General features: G+C 68.2%; 16 protein-coding genes. 9 read left to right on the forward strand and 7 right to left on the reverse strand.

The window, feature by feature from the left end; all coding sequences use genetic code 11:
* Nucleotides 1-32 precede the first annotated feature (32 nt).
* The 4 genes from JHW41_RS22505 (at nt 33) to JHW41_RS22520 (ending at nt 4,385) form a co-directional block, all read left to right on the forward strand.
* Complete coding sequence (locus JHW41_RS22505; RefSeq protein ID WP_250447535.1) at nt 33-233, forward strand: hypothetical protein; 201 nt, start codon at nt 33-35, stop codon at nt 231-233.
* Nucleotides 234-441: 208 nt separating this feature from the next.
* Complete coding sequence (locus tag JHW41_RS22510; RefSeq protein WP_250451178.1) at nt 442-2,328, forward strand: CocE/NonD family hydrolase; 1,887 nt, start codon at nt 442-444, stop codon at nt 2,326-2,328.
* 660 nt (nt 2,329-2,988) lie between these two features.
* Nucleotides 2,989-3,507, forward strand: a complete 519-nt coding sequence (locus JHW41_RS22515) for a chorismate-binding protein (RefSeq protein ID WP_250447538.1) — start codon at nt 2,989-2,991, stop codon at nt 3,505-3,507.
* A 140-nt stretch (nt 3,508-3,647) separates the two neighbouring features.
* On the forward strand, nt 3,648-4,385 hold the full coding sequence (locus JHW41_RS22520; RefSeq protein ID WP_250447541.1) for a hypothetical protein: 738 nt from the start codon (nt 3,648-3,650) through the stop codon (nt 4,383-4,385).
* Nucleotides 4,386-4,541: 156 nt separating this feature from the next.
* Here the strand turns inward: JHW41_RS22520 and JHW41_RS22525 are convergent, their stop codons facing one another.
* From JHW41_RS22525 to JHW41_RS22535, 3 genes are all read right to left on the reverse strand, one after another.
* On the reverse strand, nt 4,542-4,778 hold the full coding sequence (locus tag JHW41_RS22525) for a hypothetical protein (protein ID WP_078996874.1): 237 nt from the start codon (nt 4,776-4,778) through the stop codon (nt 4,542-4,544).
* Between the two features lie 299 nt (nt 4,779-5,077).
* Nucleotides 5,078-7,387 carry a serine/threonine protein kinase gene (locus tag JHW41_RS22530; protein ID WP_250447544.1) on the reverse strand — a complete coding sequence of 770 codons (2,310 nt, stop codon included), beginning with the start codon at nt 7,385-7,387 and terminating at the stop codon, nt 5,078-5,080.
* A 10-nt stretch (nt 7,388-7,397) separates the two neighbouring features.
* Entirely contained in the window at nt 7,398-7,952 is a 555-nt protein-coding gene (locus JHW41_RS22535) for an ECF-type sigma factor (protein WP_057946010.1), read from the reverse strand.
* A 367-nt stretch (nt 7,953-8,319) separates the two neighbouring features.
* Here JHW41_RS22535 and JHW41_RS22540 point away from each other — a divergent pair, with 367 nt between their 5' ends.
* Nucleotides 8,320-9,042: a hypothetical protein gene (locus tag JHW41_RS22540; RefSeq protein ID WP_250447547.1), complete on the forward strand. Its 723-nt coding sequence runs from the start codon at nt 8,320-8,322 to the stop codon at nt 9,040-9,042.
* Between the two features lie 29 nt (nt 9,043-9,071).
* Nucleotides 9,072-9,617, forward strand: coding sequence for a C39 family peptidase (locus JHW41_RS22545; RefSeq protein ID WP_250447550.1), 546 nt, complete (start codon nt 9,072-9,074; stop codon nt 9,615-9,617).
* 313 nt (nt 9,618-9,930) lie between these two features.
* Here JHW41_RS22545 and JHW41_RS26030 read toward each other — a convergent pair whose 3' ends face one another.
* Together JHW41_RS26030 and JHW41_RS22565 are read right to left on the reverse strand one after the other, a co-directional pair.
* Nucleotides 9,931-11,727 (reverse strand): Ig-like domain-containing protein, encoded by a 1,797-nt coding sequence (locus JHW41_RS26030; protein ID WP_284499510.1) that lies wholly within the window; start codon nt 11,725-11,727, stop codon nt 9,931-9,933.
* Between the two features lie 312 nt (nt 11,728-12,039).
* Nucleotides 12,040-12,987 (reverse strand): glutaredoxin domain-containing protein, encoded by a 948-nt coding sequence (locus JHW41_RS22565; protein WP_250447553.1) that lies wholly within the window; start codon nt 12,985-12,987, stop codon nt 12,040-12,042.
* 103 nt (nt 12,988-13,090) lie between these two features.
* Between JHW41_RS22565 and JHW41_RS22570 the strand changes: the two genes are divergently transcribed.
* On the forward strand, nt 13,091-13,783 hold the full coding sequence (locus JHW41_RS22570) for a hypothetical protein (protein ID WP_139381875.1): 693 nt from the start codon (nt 13,091-13,093) through the stop codon (nt 13,781-13,783).
* A 58-nt stretch (nt 13,784-13,841) separates the two neighbouring features.
* Nucleotides 13,842-14,231: a DUF4087 domain-containing protein gene (locus JHW41_RS22575; protein ID WP_057946004.1), complete on the forward strand. Its 390-nt coding sequence runs from the start codon at nt 13,842-13,844 to the stop codon at nt 14,229-14,231.
* A 118-nt stretch (nt 14,232-14,349) separates the two neighbouring features.
* On the opposite strand, the gene JHW41_RS22580 is transcribed toward JHW41_RS22575, so the two are convergent.
* On the reverse strand, nt 14,350-16,110 hold the full coding sequence (locus JHW41_RS22580) for a hypothetical protein (protein WP_250447556.1): 1,761 nt from the start codon (nt 16,108-16,110) through the stop codon (nt 14,350-14,352).
* A gap of 118 nt (nt 16,111-16,228) precedes the next feature.
* Nucleotides 16,229-16,654, reverse strand: a complete 426-nt coding sequence (locus JHW41_RS22585) for a hypothetical protein (protein ID WP_078996869.1) — start codon at nt 16,652-16,654, stop codon at nt 16,229-16,231.
* A gap of 107 nt (nt 16,655-16,761) precedes the next feature.
* Here JHW41_RS22585 and JHW41_RS22590 point away from each other — a divergent pair, with 107 nt between their 5' ends.
* On the forward strand, nt 16,762-17,025 hold the full coding sequence (locus JHW41_RS22590) for a hypothetical protein (RefSeq protein WP_250447559.1): 264 nt from the start codon (nt 16,762-16,764) through the stop codon (nt 17,023-17,025).
* Nucleotides 17,026-17,083 lie beyond the last annotated feature (58 nt).

Here is a 17,083-nt window from a genome sequence, read left to right on the forward strand (position 1 = left end):
GCCCGCCCATGCGGCCATGGAGGAATGCAACGATGAACGTCAAAATCCGGCTCGTCGCCCTGTGCGTGTTTTCGTTCGGCCTGTCTTTCAGCTCGGTGGTGTTCGCCTCGACCTGCGAGAACGATTGCGCCCGGGGCCTGTACAACTGCTATCGCAACGGCGGCACCGAAGCGAAGTGCGAGAAGTTCTACGGCATCTGCATGTACAACTGCGAAGTCGCCGGCGGGGCCTGAGGCGTGCGTCCGGACGCCGCCGCGCGGCACGCGGCGGCGTCCGCGCCGGCCGGGAAGGCGGCTACCGGGACTCAATCCGCGCAAGCCGCCCGACCCTGCACTTGTGAGCCGATGGCGCAGCCGGTTCAATCGACCGGTACGCACCCGACCCTCGGTGGACTTCATGCAGATCCGGCTTCCCACGCAACGCGGCGCGCTCGCCGCATCGATGCTGCTGACCTTGCTGATGGCGACGCAGACGCAGGCGCAGACCGCGCCGATGACGCCCGACATCACCGGCAAGCCATTCGTCGCGCCCGCCCAGGACGCGGACTACGACAAGCGCGTGGCGATGATCCCGATGCGCGACGGCACCCAGCTGTATACGGTCATCGTGGTGCCGAAGGGGGCGAAGAACGCCCCGATGCTGCTGACCCGCACGCCCTACGACGCGGCCGGTCGCGCCAAGCGCCTGGATTCGCCGCGCATGCTCGACATTCTGCCGCAGGGCGACGAAGTGTTCGTCCAGGCCGGTTACATCCGCGTGTTCCAGGACGTGCGCGGCAAGTACGGCTCGCACGGCGACTACGTGATGACCCGCCCGCTGCGCGGCCCGCTGAACCCGACCAAGGTCGATCACGCCACCGACGCCTGGGACACCATCGACTGGCTGGTCAAGCACGTGCCCGAGTCCAACGGCCGCGTCGGCATGCTCGGCTCGTCGTACGAAGGATTCACCGTGGCGATGGCGCTGACCGATCCGCATCCGGCGCTGAAAGTGGCCGCGCCGCAGAGCCCGATGATCGACGGCTGGATGGGCGACGACTGGCTCAACTACGGCGCGTTCCGCCAGGTCAACTTCGGCTACTTCGTCGGCCAGCTGAGCAAGCGCGGCAAGGGCGGTTCGATCGCCAGCACCGGCTACGACGACTACACCACCTTCCTGCGCGCCGGCTCGGCCGGCGACTACGCCCGCGCCAACGGCCTGGAACAGCTGCCGTGGTGGCGCAAGCTGACCGAACACCCGGCCTACGACGCGTTCTGGCAGGAACAGGCGCTCGACCGCACGCTCGCCTCCACGCCGGTGAAAGTGCCGACGATGTGGTTGCAGGGCCTGTGGGACCAGGAGGACATGTGGGGCGCGAACCACGCCTACCAGGCGATGGAGCCGCGCGATACCGGCAACGACCGCAACTATCTGGTGATGGGTCCGTGGCGGCACAGCCAGGTCAACTACGAAGCGCGCAACCTCGGCGCGATCAAGTTCGACGGCGACACCGCGCTGCAGTTCCGCCGCGACGTGCTCAAGCCGTTCTTCGACCAATACCTGGTCGAAGGCGCGCCCAAGGCCGACACGCCGCCGGTGCTGGTCTACAACACCGGCGAAGACCGTTGGGACCGGCTGCCGAACTGGCCGCGCAGTTGCGCGCAGGGCTGCGCATCCACCGCGAAGCCGTTGTATCTGCGCGCCGGCGGGCAGTTGTCGTTCCAGCCGCCGCGCGCCGGCGACGATGCGTTCGAGGAATACGTCTCCGACCCGGCCAAGCCGGTGCCGTTCGCGCCGCGACCGGTGCGCTTCGGCGACCGCGACATGTGGACGAGCTGGCTGGTCAAGGACCAACGCTTCGTCGACGGCCGTCCCGACGTGCTCACCTTCGTCACCGAGCCCTTGAGCGAGCCGCTGCGCATCGCCGGCACCCCGCAGGTGAATCTGCTGGCGTCCACCAGCGGCAGCGACAGCGACTGGGTGGTCAAGCTGATCGATGTCTATCCCGATCAGGTCGCCTCGGCGCCGGAGATGGGCGGCTACGAATTGCCGATCGCGCTGGCGATCTTCCGCGGGCGTTATCGCGAAAGCTTCGAGCACGCCAAGGCCATCGCGCCGGACCGGCCGCTGCCCTATCGCTTCGCGCTGCCGCAGGCCAACCACGTGTTCCAGCGCGGCCACCGGGTGATGGTGCAGGTGCAGTCGACGCTGTTCCCGTTGTACGACCGCAACCCGCAGACCTTCGTGCCGAACATCTACTTCGCCCGCCCGGGCGACTATCGCAAGGCGACGCAACGGGTCTGGCATTCGCCCGACACCGCCAGTTCGATCGCACTGCCGGTGTATTGAGTTCGATCGCGGCCGGCCGCGTCGCGCCGGCCGCGGTTTGCGAAACGCCCCGTCGCCGGATGCGGGCGTCGGCGCCGCGGCGCGATCCGCCACCCGCGAACGGTCGTCGAAGCCGGCGATCTCGATCCGCCGCGCTTCGGGACACTGGATCGCCGATGCGAGCCGCGTCGACACCGCGAACCGGCCGTCGCCCGAGCGGCAGCATACTCGAGCGGCACGACGCCCACTCCGGCATCGCGTTGTCGCCGAAACGACGGCCGCCCTCGGCTTTCTCGCTCGGCGCTCAGCCCGATGGCGAAGCGATCTGTCCATCAGACATTCGATTGAGCGACGGCGCGCGCCGCATTCGTCGCGGGCGCGCACGCTCGACGCATTCCACGCGCGCCGCGTCTTCCAATGCGATGAACACCGCGAATCGATAGCGCGAATCGCGTCGCTGTCTTTCCGGCCATCATCTGCGGAACCCAACCGTGCTCGCGTTACCGGCGCATACGACGCGATCGTGATCTCGCCCGGACCCGGGCGCCCGAACGCGCGGCGGACATGGGCGTGAGCAACGAAGCGATCGCCTACGCCGGCGTGCCGATGCTGGGCATCTGCCTCGGCCATCAGGCCTAGGTGCACGTCTTCAGCGGAACCATCGCGCATGCGCCGCAGCCAATGCACGGCCGCCTGAGCACGGTCGAACACGACGACAGCGCGTTGTTCGCGCATATCCCGCGATCGTTCGAGGTGGTGCGCTACCTCCGCCGCTTCCTCGCCTACGATCACCTGGAGCGCTGCTGGCATGCGGTGGCGACCGGGCCGCTGTCGGCGCGGGCCGACGGCGACGCGTGGCTGGAGCGCATGGCGGCGCTGTTGCAGGCGACGCCCGAAGCGCCCGCGCTGACGCACGGCGCGCGCGCCGAACCAGTGGAATTCCAGCTGGAGCTCGACCGCGAAGCGTATCGCGGCCGCATCCGCCAGTGCTTCGCCCAGATCGGCGACGGCGAGACCCAAGAGGTCTGCCTGACCAAGCTGCTGCGCGTGCGCATCGATCTCGACCCGGTCGAACTCTACCGCCACCTGCGCCGGCCGCATCGGCGAGCCGAGGTGTTGGCGGTGGGCGAGGATATGGTGCGGCTGCGGATGGGCTTGCTCGACGCGGTGCTGACGCAGCTTCCTGCGGTCGACGGCTGAGCGCCCGCAAGCGCGGCTGCATGCCGCAGCGCCCTTCCAGGCCTGCGTTGGGACGTCCGGGTCTGGCGCAGAAGCGATCCGGTCGGGCATTCTTGTCCGGCCCGGGATTGTCCGACCCCGGGGCCCACGACGCCCGCACAATGACCGCCGCTCGCTTCAAGCCCGCCGTTCTCGCCATCCTGATCTCGGCCGTTTCCTGCGGGGTTCACGCCCAAGGTTCCAACGCCGGCGTGCGGCTGAGTTGCATCGCCGCAGAGAAAGACACCGAGGGCGAGTGGATCGCCACGCGGGACCTGAGCGTAAGCGACGGGACTGCCACCGCTACCCGCGACCGCTACGAATGGCGCTCCGCAAAGCGCCTTTCGTTCGGCCCCGGGATGACACTGAAATGGGAGCTCGACTACGACTGGCCGCGCGACGAGGCCGCGCGGAAAACCGTCCGCGAAGACAGGGTCGCCGCGATCCTGCACTTCCGGTTCGACGCGCAAGCCATAGGCAAACCGCTGAAGAAGCCCGAGCGCAGCTGGATCCATTTCTACCGGTCGACCGACCCGGAAGAGCGGTTTTCGGTTTCGACCTCCAGCCTGACCAGCATCATGTTCTGGGACAAATTCGACAACGGCGATCTCAGCACCAGGGCGATCGTCCCCCTCGACCACTTGCTCGCCTTCGGTACCGGCTTCGATACGCTGGTCTGGAACATACGCACCGCGCCCGATCAATTCGGCGCGACGCAGGCGCCCGCCAAAGGCGTCATTCCGATCGCGAGCATGCGCGGCAAGGTATCGAAGATCCCGAAACTCCGCCTGATGCTCGACAAGAAGTCGGCGAATTTCGGCAGCGAATGCCATGCCCCCATTGTGATGACGTCGGGTTGATCGGCGCCGGTGCGGCGCCGGCGCCGCCAGGACGCTTGCCTGGTGAAGATCGTACGTCGCGCCCCGCCGATTCGGATGGGCCGCGTCCAACCGATCTTGCCGCCCGGTTCGCGCGGCGACAGCGCGATGCTGTCGCCGCGCATGCACGGGGTCGCCTCAGGGACTCGACGCCGGGCAATTGTGCGCCGCCAAACACTGACTGTACTGGATGGAGCAGACCAGATGGCCGAGCGGCGGCGCGTTGCGCAGGCAGACCAGGTAGGTGATCTTGCATTTCTCGCAGTCGGGTTCGACGGCGGTCGCCGAGAACGATGCGGCGAAAGCGAAGGCGAGCATCGCGACCAGGCTCAGGCGGCTCGAACGATTGCGGCGTTCCGGGGTGCTGATCTTCATGGAGTTGGGCTCTGTTGGGTGAATCGGCTCTGTTTGGTGAAGCGGCGGTTGCGGCGGCCGGCGACACCACGGCCGCCGCGGCGAGGAAAGCAACCGCGAACGCGACACGGCGCTTGCCGCCAGTGATGTCGGATGTTCGCGGCGGCAGGCAACGGCGCCGTCATCAGGGGCACTGCGTAGATCGATGCGGCGTCGGTCGCCTGGAGCCGGTGGCTCGTGCGTCATTCTGACAAGTTGCGCGCGGCGGGCGGCCGCGCCGGATGCGAAACCGCTTCAGGCATCACGCAACATCCTGCACCTCAGTCGCGGCGCGGATAGCTCAGGCGGTCGGCGTCCGCCTCCGCACGCAGGCCGCCGTCGCAGCGGTTGTCGTAGATCCCACTCTGGTCGTAGCGAAGGTACGCCTGCCGCGCCTGCGCGCTGCGGCCCGCGCGCGAGGCCGCCAGGCCCAGGCCCGCATCGATGGCATGCAGGTTCCATCGGTACTGCATCCCCGGCCGCGAGGCCAGCTCGCGCGCGGCGCGGTAATGGCGGATCGACGCGTCGATCCGGCCCTCGCGCAAATACCATTCGCCCAGCCCGCGATGCATCGCCACTTGCGATCCCGGCTCGTCGACCGCGTCCTGCATGCGCTCCACCTCCGCCACGATCCCGCGAGCAGCATCGATCCGGCCGCTGCGCAGCAGTGCCACCGCGTATTGCGCCTGCACGCCGATGGTCCATGGATGCTGCGGGCCGAACACGCGCTGGCGCGCGCGCAATCCGCGCCCGGTCCACTCGACCGCGGCCTCGTTGTCGCCCGCGCACAGGTAAAGCAGGCCCAGGTGATCCATATAGGTCGCGGTGGTGCCGTGGTTCTCGCCGAGCAATCCGATCAAGGCGTCGACCTCGTCGCGAAACCGCGCGGTCGCCTCATGATGGCGGCCCAACGCGCTCAGGGCCACGGCGATGCGGATGCGGGCGATCGCGGCGTTGCCGCTGCGCGGCCCGTTGGCGGCGGCGGCCAGGCGCTCGGCGCGTTCGCCGCTGCGCAATCCTTGTGCGGCCGCGCCGACGGCGACCTGGCACAGGCTCAGGCTGTTGTAGGCATCGCCCAGGTCGCCCTCGCCGATCGCACCCGGATGCGCCAGCAGGGCGGTGTAGATCGCCACGCATTCGCCGAAGCGGCTACGCAGCATCGCGTTCCAGCCGCGCGCGACCTGGATATGCCACTCCAATGGCGAATCGGCGCCGGCGCGGTACGGAAAGCTCGCCTGCAGGCGCTCCAGGCGCCGCTGCGCGCGCAGCGGCCGTCCGCGGTACATGTCCACGGTCGCGCGCAACAACTGCGCGTCCGCGGCGCTGTGCGCATCGGCGTCCGACGCCAGCAACGCGGCCGCGCGCTCGGCGGCGTCCTCGGCCGCATCGTAGCGGCCGCGGGCGAGCAGGCTCTTGCCGAGCGCGAGCACGACCCGGCCGGCCACCGCGGGATGGCCGCGAAAGCGCGCCTGCGCGCGTTGCACGCCGTCCTCTAGTTGCGCCGCGATCGGCCGTTTGTCTCCGTCGCCTTCGAACGGATCGCTGGCGCCGAGGATGTCCTCGCTCAGGAAGCGGTTGATCGCCGCGGTCTCGTCGCGCGCCTGCAGCAGGCGCCGCTGTTCGGCCGCGGACTGCAGGGCGAACGCGGCCGCCAGCGCGAGCAACGCCAGCGCGGACAGCGCGGTGCCGGCGGTGCCGTACGGATGGCGCTGCGCCAGCCGCCGCAAACGGTACGCCGGACCGCCGCCGCGCGCGCGCACCGGACGGCGCTGCAGGTAGCGCAGCAGTTCGTTCTTCAGCGCGACGACCGTCGGATAGCGCCGCTCGGGGCGCTCGCGCATCGCTGTCGCGACGATGGCCTGCAGGTCTCGCGATGGCGGCGCGGCATCGCCCGCGCGCAATACCGCATCGAGCAGGCGCCCGAGCTGCCACACGTCCGAAGCGGTGCCGACCGCACGCCGGCCGCGCTGCTCGGGACTGGCGAAATCGGGGGTGAACGCAGCGGCCGGATCGCTGTCCTGGGCCAACCCGGCGATGCCGAAGTCCAGCAGCCGGGCCTGCCCGCGCGCGTCGACCAGCACGTTGCCGGGCTTGATGTCGCGATGGATCAGCAGCCTGGCGTGGGCGAACTCGACCGCTTCCAGCGCCGGCAGCAGCAAGGTCACGCGCGCGCGTTCGTCCAGCGCGTGGGCGCAGGCGTGGCGGTCTACCGGCAGGCCTTCGACGTACTCCATCGCGAACCACAGGTGGCCGTCGTCGGTATGCCCGCCATCGACGAGACGGGCGATGTTGGGGTGCGACAACCCGGCCAGGAACTGGCGCTCGCGCCGGAACAAGGCCTCGCTGTCCGGCGCGGTCGCCGCGTCCGGCAGCAGTTTCAGCGCGACGCGCTGATCGAACTCGCCGTCGTCGCGCTCGGCCAGGCATACCAGCCCCATGCCGCCGCGCCCCAGCTCGCGCACGATCCGCCACGCGCCGATGCGGTCGCCGGGCTGCAGTTCGCAGGCGCCGAAACGCGTGCGCAGCAGTTCGTCGAACAATGCGCCGCGCAACGGTCCCTGCGGTTGCAGCAGCCGGTCGCGCAACGACATGCCGCTGCGTTCAGGCATCGAGCAGCGCACGCAGGCGTTCGCGCGCCTGTTGCCACAGCCGTTGCGACGAGCGCAGCGGCAGGCCCAGCGCGAGCGCCGTCTCCTCTTCGCTGAGCCCGGCGAACAAGCGGCATTCCAGTACCCGCACCAGGCGCTCGTCGACGTCGCCGAGACGCTTGAGCGCGGCGTCGATCATCACCATTTCCTCGGCCTCCGAATACGCCATGCGTGCGGCGTCGAGATCGGCCTTGCCCAGCGTGGTATGCGATTGCCCGCCGCCGCGCTTGTCGGCGATGCGGTCGCGCGCATGGTTGATCAGCAGCTGGCGCATCGCCGTCGCCGCGACCGACAGGAAGTGGGCGCGGCTCTCGATGCCGTCGGCGCCGCCGCGGTCCAGGCGCAGATAGCAGTCGTGCACCAGCGCGGTGACGTCCTGTCCGCCCGATCCGACGCTGGCGCGGCGCGCCAGCCGCTTGAGGTCGGCGTACAGCAGCTGCACCACCCGATCCCAGGCGGCGCCGTCGCCAGCGCGCGCCTGCCCGAGCAGGACGGTGATTTCGCCCATGGTTGAAGCGCCTCGTTGGATTCTGCGCGGCGGCCGGTGCGGTTGCCCGCGCCGCGGCGGCCGCCCCCTGCGGCCGTCGCCCGCCTTCGCATCGCGAGGATCAAAGTGCCATCGGCCGCAATCCACGCTGCATGATTTTTGCGGTCGGAATAGCCAAAAGGCAAACGTTCATCGCAGATTTTCTTGATGCGATGCAGCAAGCGCCGATCGGTGGCGGGAATTCGCTCCGCACCGGGTGAATTGACTACGACACGCCGTCGCGCGGCCGAAACGCTTTCGGCCGCCGCGGCCGGCGAACGTCGGCGATGCGCTGTCGCATCGCACAAAACCCAACCCTGGCGGAGAACGAATGATGAAAGTCGGTTACATGAGGACGGCGCTGTGGGCGCCGGCCGTGGCGCTTGGCCTGTGCGCGGCGGCGGCGCTGCCGGCGGCCGCGCAAAACATCGGCGCGGGCAAGGTCGCGTTGCGCGACCAGTCCAGCCTCGGCCTGCGCGTGGCGGCCGAACAGGGCCTGCGCACGATGATGCGGGAGATGAGCAGCGGCCATGCCGCCAACGCCAAGCTGCCCGATGGCTTCCCGATCGCCGCGGCGACCTACGGCGACCTGCGCGCGCTCTCGCTCGGCGCTGGCTTCGAGGTCAATACGGTCGATCCGGCCGCGCTGATGTACGCCAACGGCAACGCCGACCTGAGCCGCTTCGCGCGCAGCACCGACACCTGGAAGTTCGTGATCCTGTCCGCCGGAAAGCCGGTCGGCCTGCTCGACATGAACCGGGTCGACGGCCGCTGGCAGGCCGTCGGCGCGGGCGCGTCCGCGCTCGCCGCCGACCTGGTCGCCGCCGCGCCGGCCACCGGCGACGGCTCGTTCCGCTTCGTGCGCATCTACCAAGCCACCTCCGACCTGATCGAAGTGCGCAGCGCCGGCGAGCGCTCGCGGTTCGTGCCGATGCCCTCGGCGCGGCGCTCGCTCGCACTGTCCGCCGACGCCAAGAGCGCGGCCGGCGCCGAGCAGGCGCTGAGCAGCGAAGACCTGCTGCCGGCGCTGCAAGCGGCCGTGCGCGGCAACCTGCAGCGCGGCCAGCGCTGACCGACCGAACCGAACTGCGGAGCCCTTCGATGAACCTCAAGAACAAACTGTCCACCGCCGCGCTGCTGGCGCTGGCCGCGCTCGGCACCGCCTCGGCCGGCGTGCTCAACGTTCCGCTGTACAAGCAGGAACACAGCAACTGGTGCTGGGCGGCGTCGGCCTCGATGATCATGAGCTACCACGGCAAGTGGGTCACCCAGTGCTCGATGGCGAACTATTCCTTCGGCATCAACTACGCCTGCGGCAACAACACCTTCTACTGGAACAGCTACGCCAATCAGGGCAACTGGAACTACGACGTCGACGATGCGATGAACTACTTCTGGGGCAGCCAGCGCTTCTACCAGCAGAACGGCTACCTGAGCCAAGCCAACCTGAAAGCGCGCATCGACGCGAACAAGCCCTTCATCATGTCCTGGCGCTGGAGCAGCGGCGGCGCCCACGACGTGGTGGTGACCGGCTACTCCGGCAACTACGTCTACTTCAACGATCCCTGGGACGGCAGCTACACCCGGACCTACGCCGCGACCGTGTCGGCGACGGACCGGCAGTGGGAGGATTCGCTGCTGCAGTAGCCGCCTCGCGCGCGTTTGCGCGTGTTCGCGTTCGCGGCGATGCGGCCGGCTCGGCTTCAGCCGCGGCCCGCACTGCGATCCGGCGCGGTTACATCCGTCAAGGCGGCGAACGCGACCACCGGGCACGATCAGCAGCGACATCGCCACGGCAATCCCCGCCTCGGCCGCGACCGCATGGTCCAACGCCCTCGTCTCGAACCCGCCCAGCAGGAACGGCCGTCGGTGGAGTCGAAAAAAACCGGCGCCCATCAAGGGCGCCGGGTAGTAAGGAGTCGCGGGGCAAGCGAACAGCCTCGCGGCTTTTCGCTGCCCCTCAGGGCAAGGTATTCAACGTCGCCCGCACCGGCTTGGAGAAGTTGAAGCCATCGCGCCGGTCCCAGTTGATCGACCAGGTCATGACGCCGCGGAAGGTCGGATAGGCCTGCTGCGGCCGGATGGTTCCGCAGTTCTGCAAGCGCGTCAGGCAGTTCAGGGCATTGGCGATCGTGGCCGACGACGCCTGTCCGCTGTTGGCCGAGGACGGGCCCGAGGGCAGTCCGAGCGCGACCTGGTCCGGCCGCAGGCCGTTGAAGACGACGCCGGTGTTGTTGTTGGTCCTGAAGCCCTCGATCAGCATCAGGCTGGCGCCGACCAGCATGTCGACCGAACCTTCGGCCAAGCCGTTCTGGCTGTACGGCGTATAGAGCGCGCCGTTGTTGTAGTACTGCACGTGGATCAGGTCGAGCTCCTGGCGCAGCCCGTCGATGATCGGCAGATAGGCGCCCCAGATCCCGCTGTACGCGGTAAAGCCGCCCTGCACATACGGGTGCTCGGGCGCCATCGACAGATAGAACGACGGACCGATGCGCGTGCTGAGCTGCTTGACCGCCGTGACCAGGTTGGTCTGCACGGCCGCTCCGTGGTACACGCCCGCGCCGCTTTCCAGGTCGATGTCGACGCCGTCGAAACCGTAGTAGCGGATCAGGTCCTCCATGCTGTTGACGAAGTTGGCCACCTGGGTCGCGTTGTTCAAGGTCACCGTGCCGTTCTGGCCGCCGAGCGACAGCACGACCTTCTTGCCCTTCGCGCGCGCCGCGGCGACGTCGGCCTTGAACTGCGCTTCGGTTCCGGCGCCCGGATCGACCGTGAAGCTGACCGCGCCGTTGCCCGCGTCGTCGCCGAACGCGACCACGATGACGTCGAAGTCGTTGGAGACCTGGCTGATCGGGATCGTGGGACCGGACGGATTGGTGAAGTTGTGCCAGTACCCGACCAGCGCATGCCGCGGCAGCGTGTTGTCGCCGCCGCCGGCGCCGGTGGTCGCGCTGATCTGCGCGCCTTGCACCGAGGCGTTGCCGGCGTTGTCGCGCGCGCGCACGTGGTAGTTGTAGGCAGTGGATGCGGTCAGGCCGGTGTCGCTGAAAGACGTGCCGGCGGGCGAGCCGACCAGCGTGCCGTTGCGATAGACGTCGTAGCCGGCGACGCCGCTGCCGCCCGCGTTGTCGGTGGAAGCGTTCCAGCTCAGATTGACGCTGGACGAGGTCACCGAGGCCGCGGCCAGTCCGGCCGGCACGCTGGGCGGGGTGGTGTCGGGCGTCCCGGCATTGACGGTGATGTTGGCCGCCGCGGAGGTGGTGGTGGCGCCCTCGTTGTCGGTGGCGACCGCGGTGATCGCGTAGCTGCCCGCGGCCGCATTGCTCCAACTCGCGCTATAGGGCGCGGTGGTATCGACGCCCAGCGAGGTGCCGCCGCGGAAGAACTGCACCTGGGCGACGCTGCCGTTGGCGTCGGCCGCATTCGCCGTGATGGCGATGGTGGCGCCCGCGGTGAAGCTCGCGCCGTTCGCCGGCGCGGTCAACGCCACTGTCGGCGGCGTATTGCCGCCCGCGCTGCAGGCGCCCAGGTCCTGGTAGTAGCCGCAGCTGGGGCAGTGCGTGGGCGGCGTGTTCCAGATCGACGTGGTCGCCTGATACAGCCGCCCCTGATAGACCAGCTTGTTGCCCGCGCTATAGATGGTCGACGCGTTCCATTCGGCGATTCCCGTGCAGCTGGCGCTCTGCGCGTGCGCGGGCGACAGCCCGGCCGTCAGCAAAACGCCGGACAGCAAGAATCCTGCCACTCTGATGCTCATTAGGTTGGTTCTCCAGGTGCCTGGTGGATAGGGAAGGAGGCCGGTGCGGACGCACCAGCCTTTTCATGCCACGCGGCAAACCTGCTGCGGCGCGGCCTTCCCCCCAGAGAACAATGACGACAGTCGCGCGGTCGGTTGCCGATCCGCGCGGTGCGCCGCATGCGTGTGCGGCGCTATTGGACGCTGCCGACTGTGGTGCGCGGCGATCCGGGTGTCAAGTTGTCCCACTTTCGATTAATGCGGCGACCGTCACGCTGCGAAATATGCGCTGAGGACGCATCGCCAACGGGCCAGGGGCAAGCGGCCGCCGGCTCAGTAGCGCGGTATCGACGCATCCACGTCCGCGGCCCAGGCGTCGATGCCGCCTTCGACAGCGTAGACGTCGCGATGACCCAGCTGGACGAGGTGCTGGGCGCCATGCCAGCACCGGTCGCCGCGGTGACACAGGACCGCCAGCGGCGCCTGCGGCGGCAGGTTGCGGATCGCGTGCGTGCCTTCGTCCAGAGACAGGAACGGCAAGGACAGCCGAGCCAGGGCGCGTTCGTCCTCGCGGCGCAGGTCGACGACGGTCAGCGTTCCCGCGCGAACGCGGGCGTCCGCCTCGGCCGGCGAGATCCAGCGCACCGGCTTGGGCACGGGCGCGCGCGGATGGCTGAGCAGCAAACTGGGGCCGCGCTCGACATCCTGCCAGTCGATGGACAGCCCGTCGGCGCGGCGCGCGCTGGCGAGATCGAACTGCAACGCGACGCCATCCACTTCGGCGGCGATGGCGTCCTTCCTGCGCGGACCGAAACGCAGGCTGCCGCGGAACTGCGGATCGACCTCGATGTCCACCACCGTGCCCTCGCCTTTGCCGCGAACGACGCCGCGCAGGAACTCGGCGGCGGCCGCGGTCAAGCGCACCGTGGGCGGCGTGCGATCCGGCGCGGGCAGCCCCAGCGCGGCGTGCAGTTCGTCGGCGCCGGCCATGCGCTCGACCGCGTCGCTGTCGCCGAGCGGCTTTCCGTCGAGATACAGCTGCGGTATGGCCTGCAAGCCGCCGTAGGCCTTGATGTGTTCGCGAAGCGTCGCGTCGCGGGACACGTCGACGTGCGCATAGTCGAGCCCAAGGCCGTCGAGCAGATGGCAGATCGTGTGCGAGAAGAAACGCTCCGGCGCATCGGGCGTCGCGTTCATGAAAACCACGAGTCGATGGGCGCGCAACAGGGTTTCGATGCGCTGGCGGGCGTCGGCGGATAGAGTCATCGTGAAGGGCGACAATGGAGGGAATGGGTTCGATACAGCCGACGCACTCACGCCAGGCGAAGGTCGCTGGACGCTTCGGCAGCGCCGATGCTGCCCAGGCTCTGCCTCGAATGCTGGCGTGCCGCTCGCGGCGGAGGCGGAACCGACGGCCAGTCCCCTGGTCTTCGCCGCGGAACCATGCTGTCATAAGCCGCATCGAAAGGAAGCAACGATGAAGCATTTCGCGCACATCGCCGTACTGGCGTTATTGGCGGTCGCCGCACCCGGCTACGCCGCGCAGGAGCGGCCCGATGCCAAGGATCGCAAGGCCGACGCGGCCGACAGCAGCGCATCGGCTCCCGCGGCCGACAGCGACCGGCTGGTACCGAACGAAGTGTCCGGCGACGACTGCGCCGCGGATGCGCGCATCGGCGTCGCGCCGGACGAACCGATGCGCCGGCTCCACGTCCGCCTGTGCGAAGCGCAGGTGCAACCGGCCTACCGCGCGCGTTGCGGCGAATCGGCCAGGGAGCTGGACTCGATCCCGTTCGTCACCGACCACTGCGGATCGCTTGACGAGCCGGTGGAGGTGGCCCTGGGCGGGCGCTCGTATCGGCTGCGCCGCATCGGCGCGGAGCCCGCCGCGGGCGCGCCGCGGCTGGCGGGAACGTTCGCCGGCGACGGCTTGCGCATGCAGGTGAAGCCCGGACGGGTGATCCAGCAGCGCGTGGAAGACGGCGAGCCCATCGGCATCGAACAGGAAGTGACCGTGACCCTCCGCCTCGACGGCGCCAAGCGCACGTTGCCCGCGGTGTACTCGGACGGCCCGTGACCGTCGAAGCCTGCGCGGCCGCTGCGCGGCATCGCGCCTGCAACCAGGACCGATCCGCATGAGCCTTCGAACGAACATCGCCGCCATCGCCGCGCTGCTCCTGGCGTTCGGCACCGTCGTCGCCGCGACGCCTTCCGGCGCCGAGCTGCGTTGCGGCTGGTTCGACAATCCGACCCCGGGCAACGCCTCTCTGTACGATCGCGATGGCGAATGGACGATCGCCATCCAGGGCGGCTATCAAGCCAAGGGCGACTGGCCGCCGGAGTATCCGCCGGGACAGTGGCGCGCGACGAACGCCGGCCGCCATGGCTATGGCTGCGCCTGCTTCAACGTGCGGGTCGACGCCGAGGAAAAGAACATCCTGGAGATCTTCTCGTCCAAGGCGCGGCCGCTGTCGGCGTGCCGCAAGGACCCCGCCTTGAAGGGGATCGAGCGGCGCTTTCTGTGATCGACGCGACGACCGGGGATTCTCGGTCTGGAAAGATTGCGCGGCCCCGGGGGCGTGGGCCCCGCGCGATCGCCGCGCATCGCCCGGAAGCGAGAACGCTTCCGGGCTGGCGCCTTGGCTAATACACCAGATATTCCAGACGTTTCGCGCTCAACTCCGCAGCCGATTCGTTGCGCACGTCGGCACTGAAGCCTTGCCCCGTCAGGGTGTCCCGGTTGATCAGGAAGCTGAAGATGCTCGGCCCCTGGCCTTGGCTGTTCCTGGGATATTGCGCGTTGCCGTGGCAGCCCATGCATCCGCCCATCACCAACTTGTCGGAGTTCGGAGGCAGCTTCTTCACGCCCAGGATGCTCGGCAGCCCGCGCTTGGCCAGCAAGGTGAATTGCTTCTGTTCGGGATCGGGATCCTTGACGCCGCCCTTAAACAACTGGATGCCGGGCTGGCTGCTCTCGATCACGATGTTCGCCAGGTAAAAGTCCTGGGTCAGCGGATCGGGCTTGGCCGGCGTGACCGAGCTGTCCTCGTTGGTGGGCAACACCTGCAGCCCGACGAGACGGTAGTAGCGCCACACCGAGTCCTTGAACGCGGGCGAGCCGGCCATGGCTTGCTGGACTTCGTTGTTGACGTCATAGACCGCGCTGGTCGCCACCGGCGGATTCTGGACCTTGATCGGCCCCGAGAACCCGTCGGGGATGGTGTATTGCCCGGGAACGACGGCGTAGCCGTGGGCGCTGTCCACCGGGCCCGCCAACGGCAGCGTTACCGCGGTCCGGTTGGATCCGGAATTGAGGATGGCGGTCGGCCGGGTCCCCGACGGCACCGACGAATCGTATTGCATCGTGTCGTAGAGGTTGATGAGGTACAACCCGGTGTCTTTGTTGTCCGGCGTGGTCAGGCTGTCCACCTGTTCGAAGGTGGTGTAGACGAACGTCGGGTAGTTTTCCATCTTGCGCAGGATGTGCAGGCCGACCAGACCGAAGGTCGCCACCCGCGCCTGGGTCACGCCATTTTCCTTGTAGTAGTACAAGGCCTCGGCCGTGTGATAGCGGCCGGACGCGATCAAGGCGGGCGTCATTTCCCGCCAGGCCGACTTGACCTCCACGGACTCCGCCTGGTTCGTCGCGTTGGGCGGCAGTTCCAGCGAAGCCGGAGGATTGCCGGCGTTGTAGATGGATTTTATGTAGTCGTACTCGACGGGGTTCACCTTGGCCTGGAACAGGATGATGTGATCGTCCTGCGGATTGGCCGACGGCGTGTTGCCGTTTTTCGGGAAGAAGATCTGGTTCTGGCCGATCTGGCTATTTTCGTCGAGATTGTTGAAGCGCGCATCGGACGACGCCACCTTCAGATTCGCCTGGAAAACGTACTCGGGATCCAGGGTGGCCAGGTTCCCTCTGGGCGCCGCGCCCGCGGGGAACAGCTCGGACCGGTGGGCGAAGGTTTCCCAGACCAGCTGGTTGCTGCTGAAGTTGGAAGCGGCGGTCGTGCCGCTCTGATAGAAGTCGCTGGCGCCGGATGCGGCGAAGTTGCGGGTCGGATCGATGCTCCCGCGCACCACCGGAGACTTGCCCGCGGCATCGACGCCGTTCTTCTGCGCCGGGGAATTGAAGTGGATGAACTGCCGCCAGGCGAAGCGTGCGTATTGCGCGTGGGTGATGTTGGGGTTGTAGGGGTCGTAGTTGTACGCCGGCGGGGCCGCGGGCAACGCCGCCGGCGTCGCGGTCAGGTCGGCCGCCGTGATCGGCGCGCCGCCCGGAAACGGCGTTGCCTGGTCCTTGGAGATCGATGAAGCGGCGACTACGGGTTCTGTCTTCGTGCATGCCGCGGACATCGCCAGCGCGCTGGCGAGCGCGCCGAACATAACGATCCTGGTCTTCATTGCCGCACTCCGTCATTGGTGCGCCGCGTGACGAATCCACGCGATCCATCGCGGCAGCCATGGGAATTCATGAGCGATCGGGCCGCTCCCAACTCGGTGGGGAACGGGATGGAGGCGGTCAGCCCACGTACGCGTACCACTGGATGACGAAGCTGGTGTCGTTGTAATCCATGTCGCCACCGTCTTCGGTCACGTACAAGGTGCCCCCGCCGAATACGGAGCCGTTGATGAAGAACTGGACCGGATTGCCTGCCGAGACCAGCGGAACTTTCGACCCGCTGCTGCCGAACTGGACCTGCAACCCGGCCGCCATGGTGAACCTGCCGGCGCCGTTCTGGAGGAAGCCGACGCTGACGCCGCTGCCCGAGATCGGAAACGTCGCCTGACTGCCGTCCAGGCAATAGAAACTGATCGGCCGGTTGTTGGCGTCGATGATCTGGACGTATTGCGTGTACTCCGCCTGGTGCATCGCCGTGAACGTCACCAGCTTGCCGGTGGGGATGTAGGCCAGGGACTGCGGGGCCGACCATTGGATGCCTGCCACGATGGAATCTCCTTAGTATTGATGGGCTTCCGAACTGGGTGAGGCGCCGTTGCAGCCGTCACCGGCGGTCATGCCGATAGCTGCGCGGAAACGGCGTCGCATGACACATGCTCACCGGAGCGGTGCCGTCGAGCGGTTTGTGGATCACGAAAGCTTTCTTCCACCGGTCCGCGCACGACCTCGTCGTGCGTGGCGGTGCAGGACTATTGCGAGGACTCCCCGAATGGGCGCTGCCGTTTTTGGCGATGGGCCGCCTGCGCGATTCAACGCAAGCGCCGTCGCTTCAGGCGAAAGCATCTGCGTCTTGGCTCATCGCCTGCTACTACGCTGTCGAGCGCACGCGGCGGCCAACTTTTTTGATCGGTGCTTGATTGCGCTCACAAAATTCGGCGTTTATTTCGCGCCGACGGGAATTCGCTCGCAGAATCA

The organism is Lysobacter enzymogenes, from assembly GCF_023617245.1.
GTDB lineage: Bacteria > Pseudomonadota > Gammaproteobacteria > Xanthomonadales > Xanthomonadaceae > Lysobacter > Lysobacter yananisis.

What these genes read in the sequence shown, in the direction of transcription:
- JHW41_RS22505 (WP_250447535.1), top strand. Translation starts at nt 33, where the DNA reads ATGAACGTCAAAATCCGGCTCGTCGCCCTGTGCGTGTTTTCGTTCGGC.
- JHW41_RS22510 (WP_250451178.1), top strand. Translation starts at nt 442, where the DNA reads ATGCTGCTGACCTTGCTGATGGCGACGCAGACGCAGGCGCAGACCGCG.
- JHW41_RS22515 (WP_250447538.1), top strand. Translation starts at nt 2,989, where the DNA reads ATGCACGGCCGCCTGAGCACGGTCGAACACGACGACAGCGCGTTGTTC.
- JHW41_RS22520 (WP_250447541.1), top strand. Translation starts at nt 3,648, where the DNA reads ATGACCGCCGCTCGCTTCAAGCCCGCCGTTCTCGCCATCCTGATCTCG.
- JHW41_RS22525 (WP_078996874.1), bottom strand. Translation starts at nt 4,778, where the DNA reads ATGAAGATCAGCACCCCGGAACGCCGCAATCGTTCGAGCCGCCTGAGC.
- JHW41_RS22530 (WP_250447544.1), bottom strand. Translation starts at nt 7,387, where the DNA reads ATGTCGTTGCGCGACCGGCTGCTGCAACCGCAGGGACCGTTGCGCGGC.
- JHW41_RS22535 (WP_057946010.1), bottom strand. Translation starts at nt 7,952, where the DNA reads ATGGGCGAAATCACCGTCCTGCTCGGGCAGGCGCGCGCTGGCGACGGC.
- JHW41_RS22540 (WP_250447547.1), top strand. Translation starts at nt 8,320, where the DNA reads ATGAGGACGGCGCTGTGGGCGCCGGCCGTGGCGCTTGGCCTGTGCGCG.
- JHW41_RS22545 (WP_250447550.1), top strand. Translation starts at nt 9,072, where the DNA reads ATGAACCTCAAGAACAAACTGTCCACCGCCGCGCTGCTGGCGCTGGCC.
- JHW41_RS26030 (WP_284499510.1), bottom strand. Translation starts at nt 11,727, where the DNA reads ATGAGCATCAGAGTGGCAGGATTCTTGCTGTCCGGCGTTTTGCTGACG.
- JHW41_RS22575 (WP_057946004.1), top strand. Translation starts at nt 13,842, where the DNA reads ATGAGCCTTCGAACGAACATCGCCGCCATCGCCGCGCTGCTCCTGGCG.
- JHW41_RS22580 (WP_250447556.1), bottom strand. Translation starts at nt 16,110, where the DNA reads ATGAAGACCAGGATCGTTATGTTCGGCGCGCTCGCCAGCGCGCTGGCG.
- JHW41_RS22590 (WP_250447559.1), top strand. Translation starts at nt 16,762, where the DNA reads ATGCTCACCGGAGCGGTGCCGTCGAGCGGTTTGTGGATCACGAAAGCT.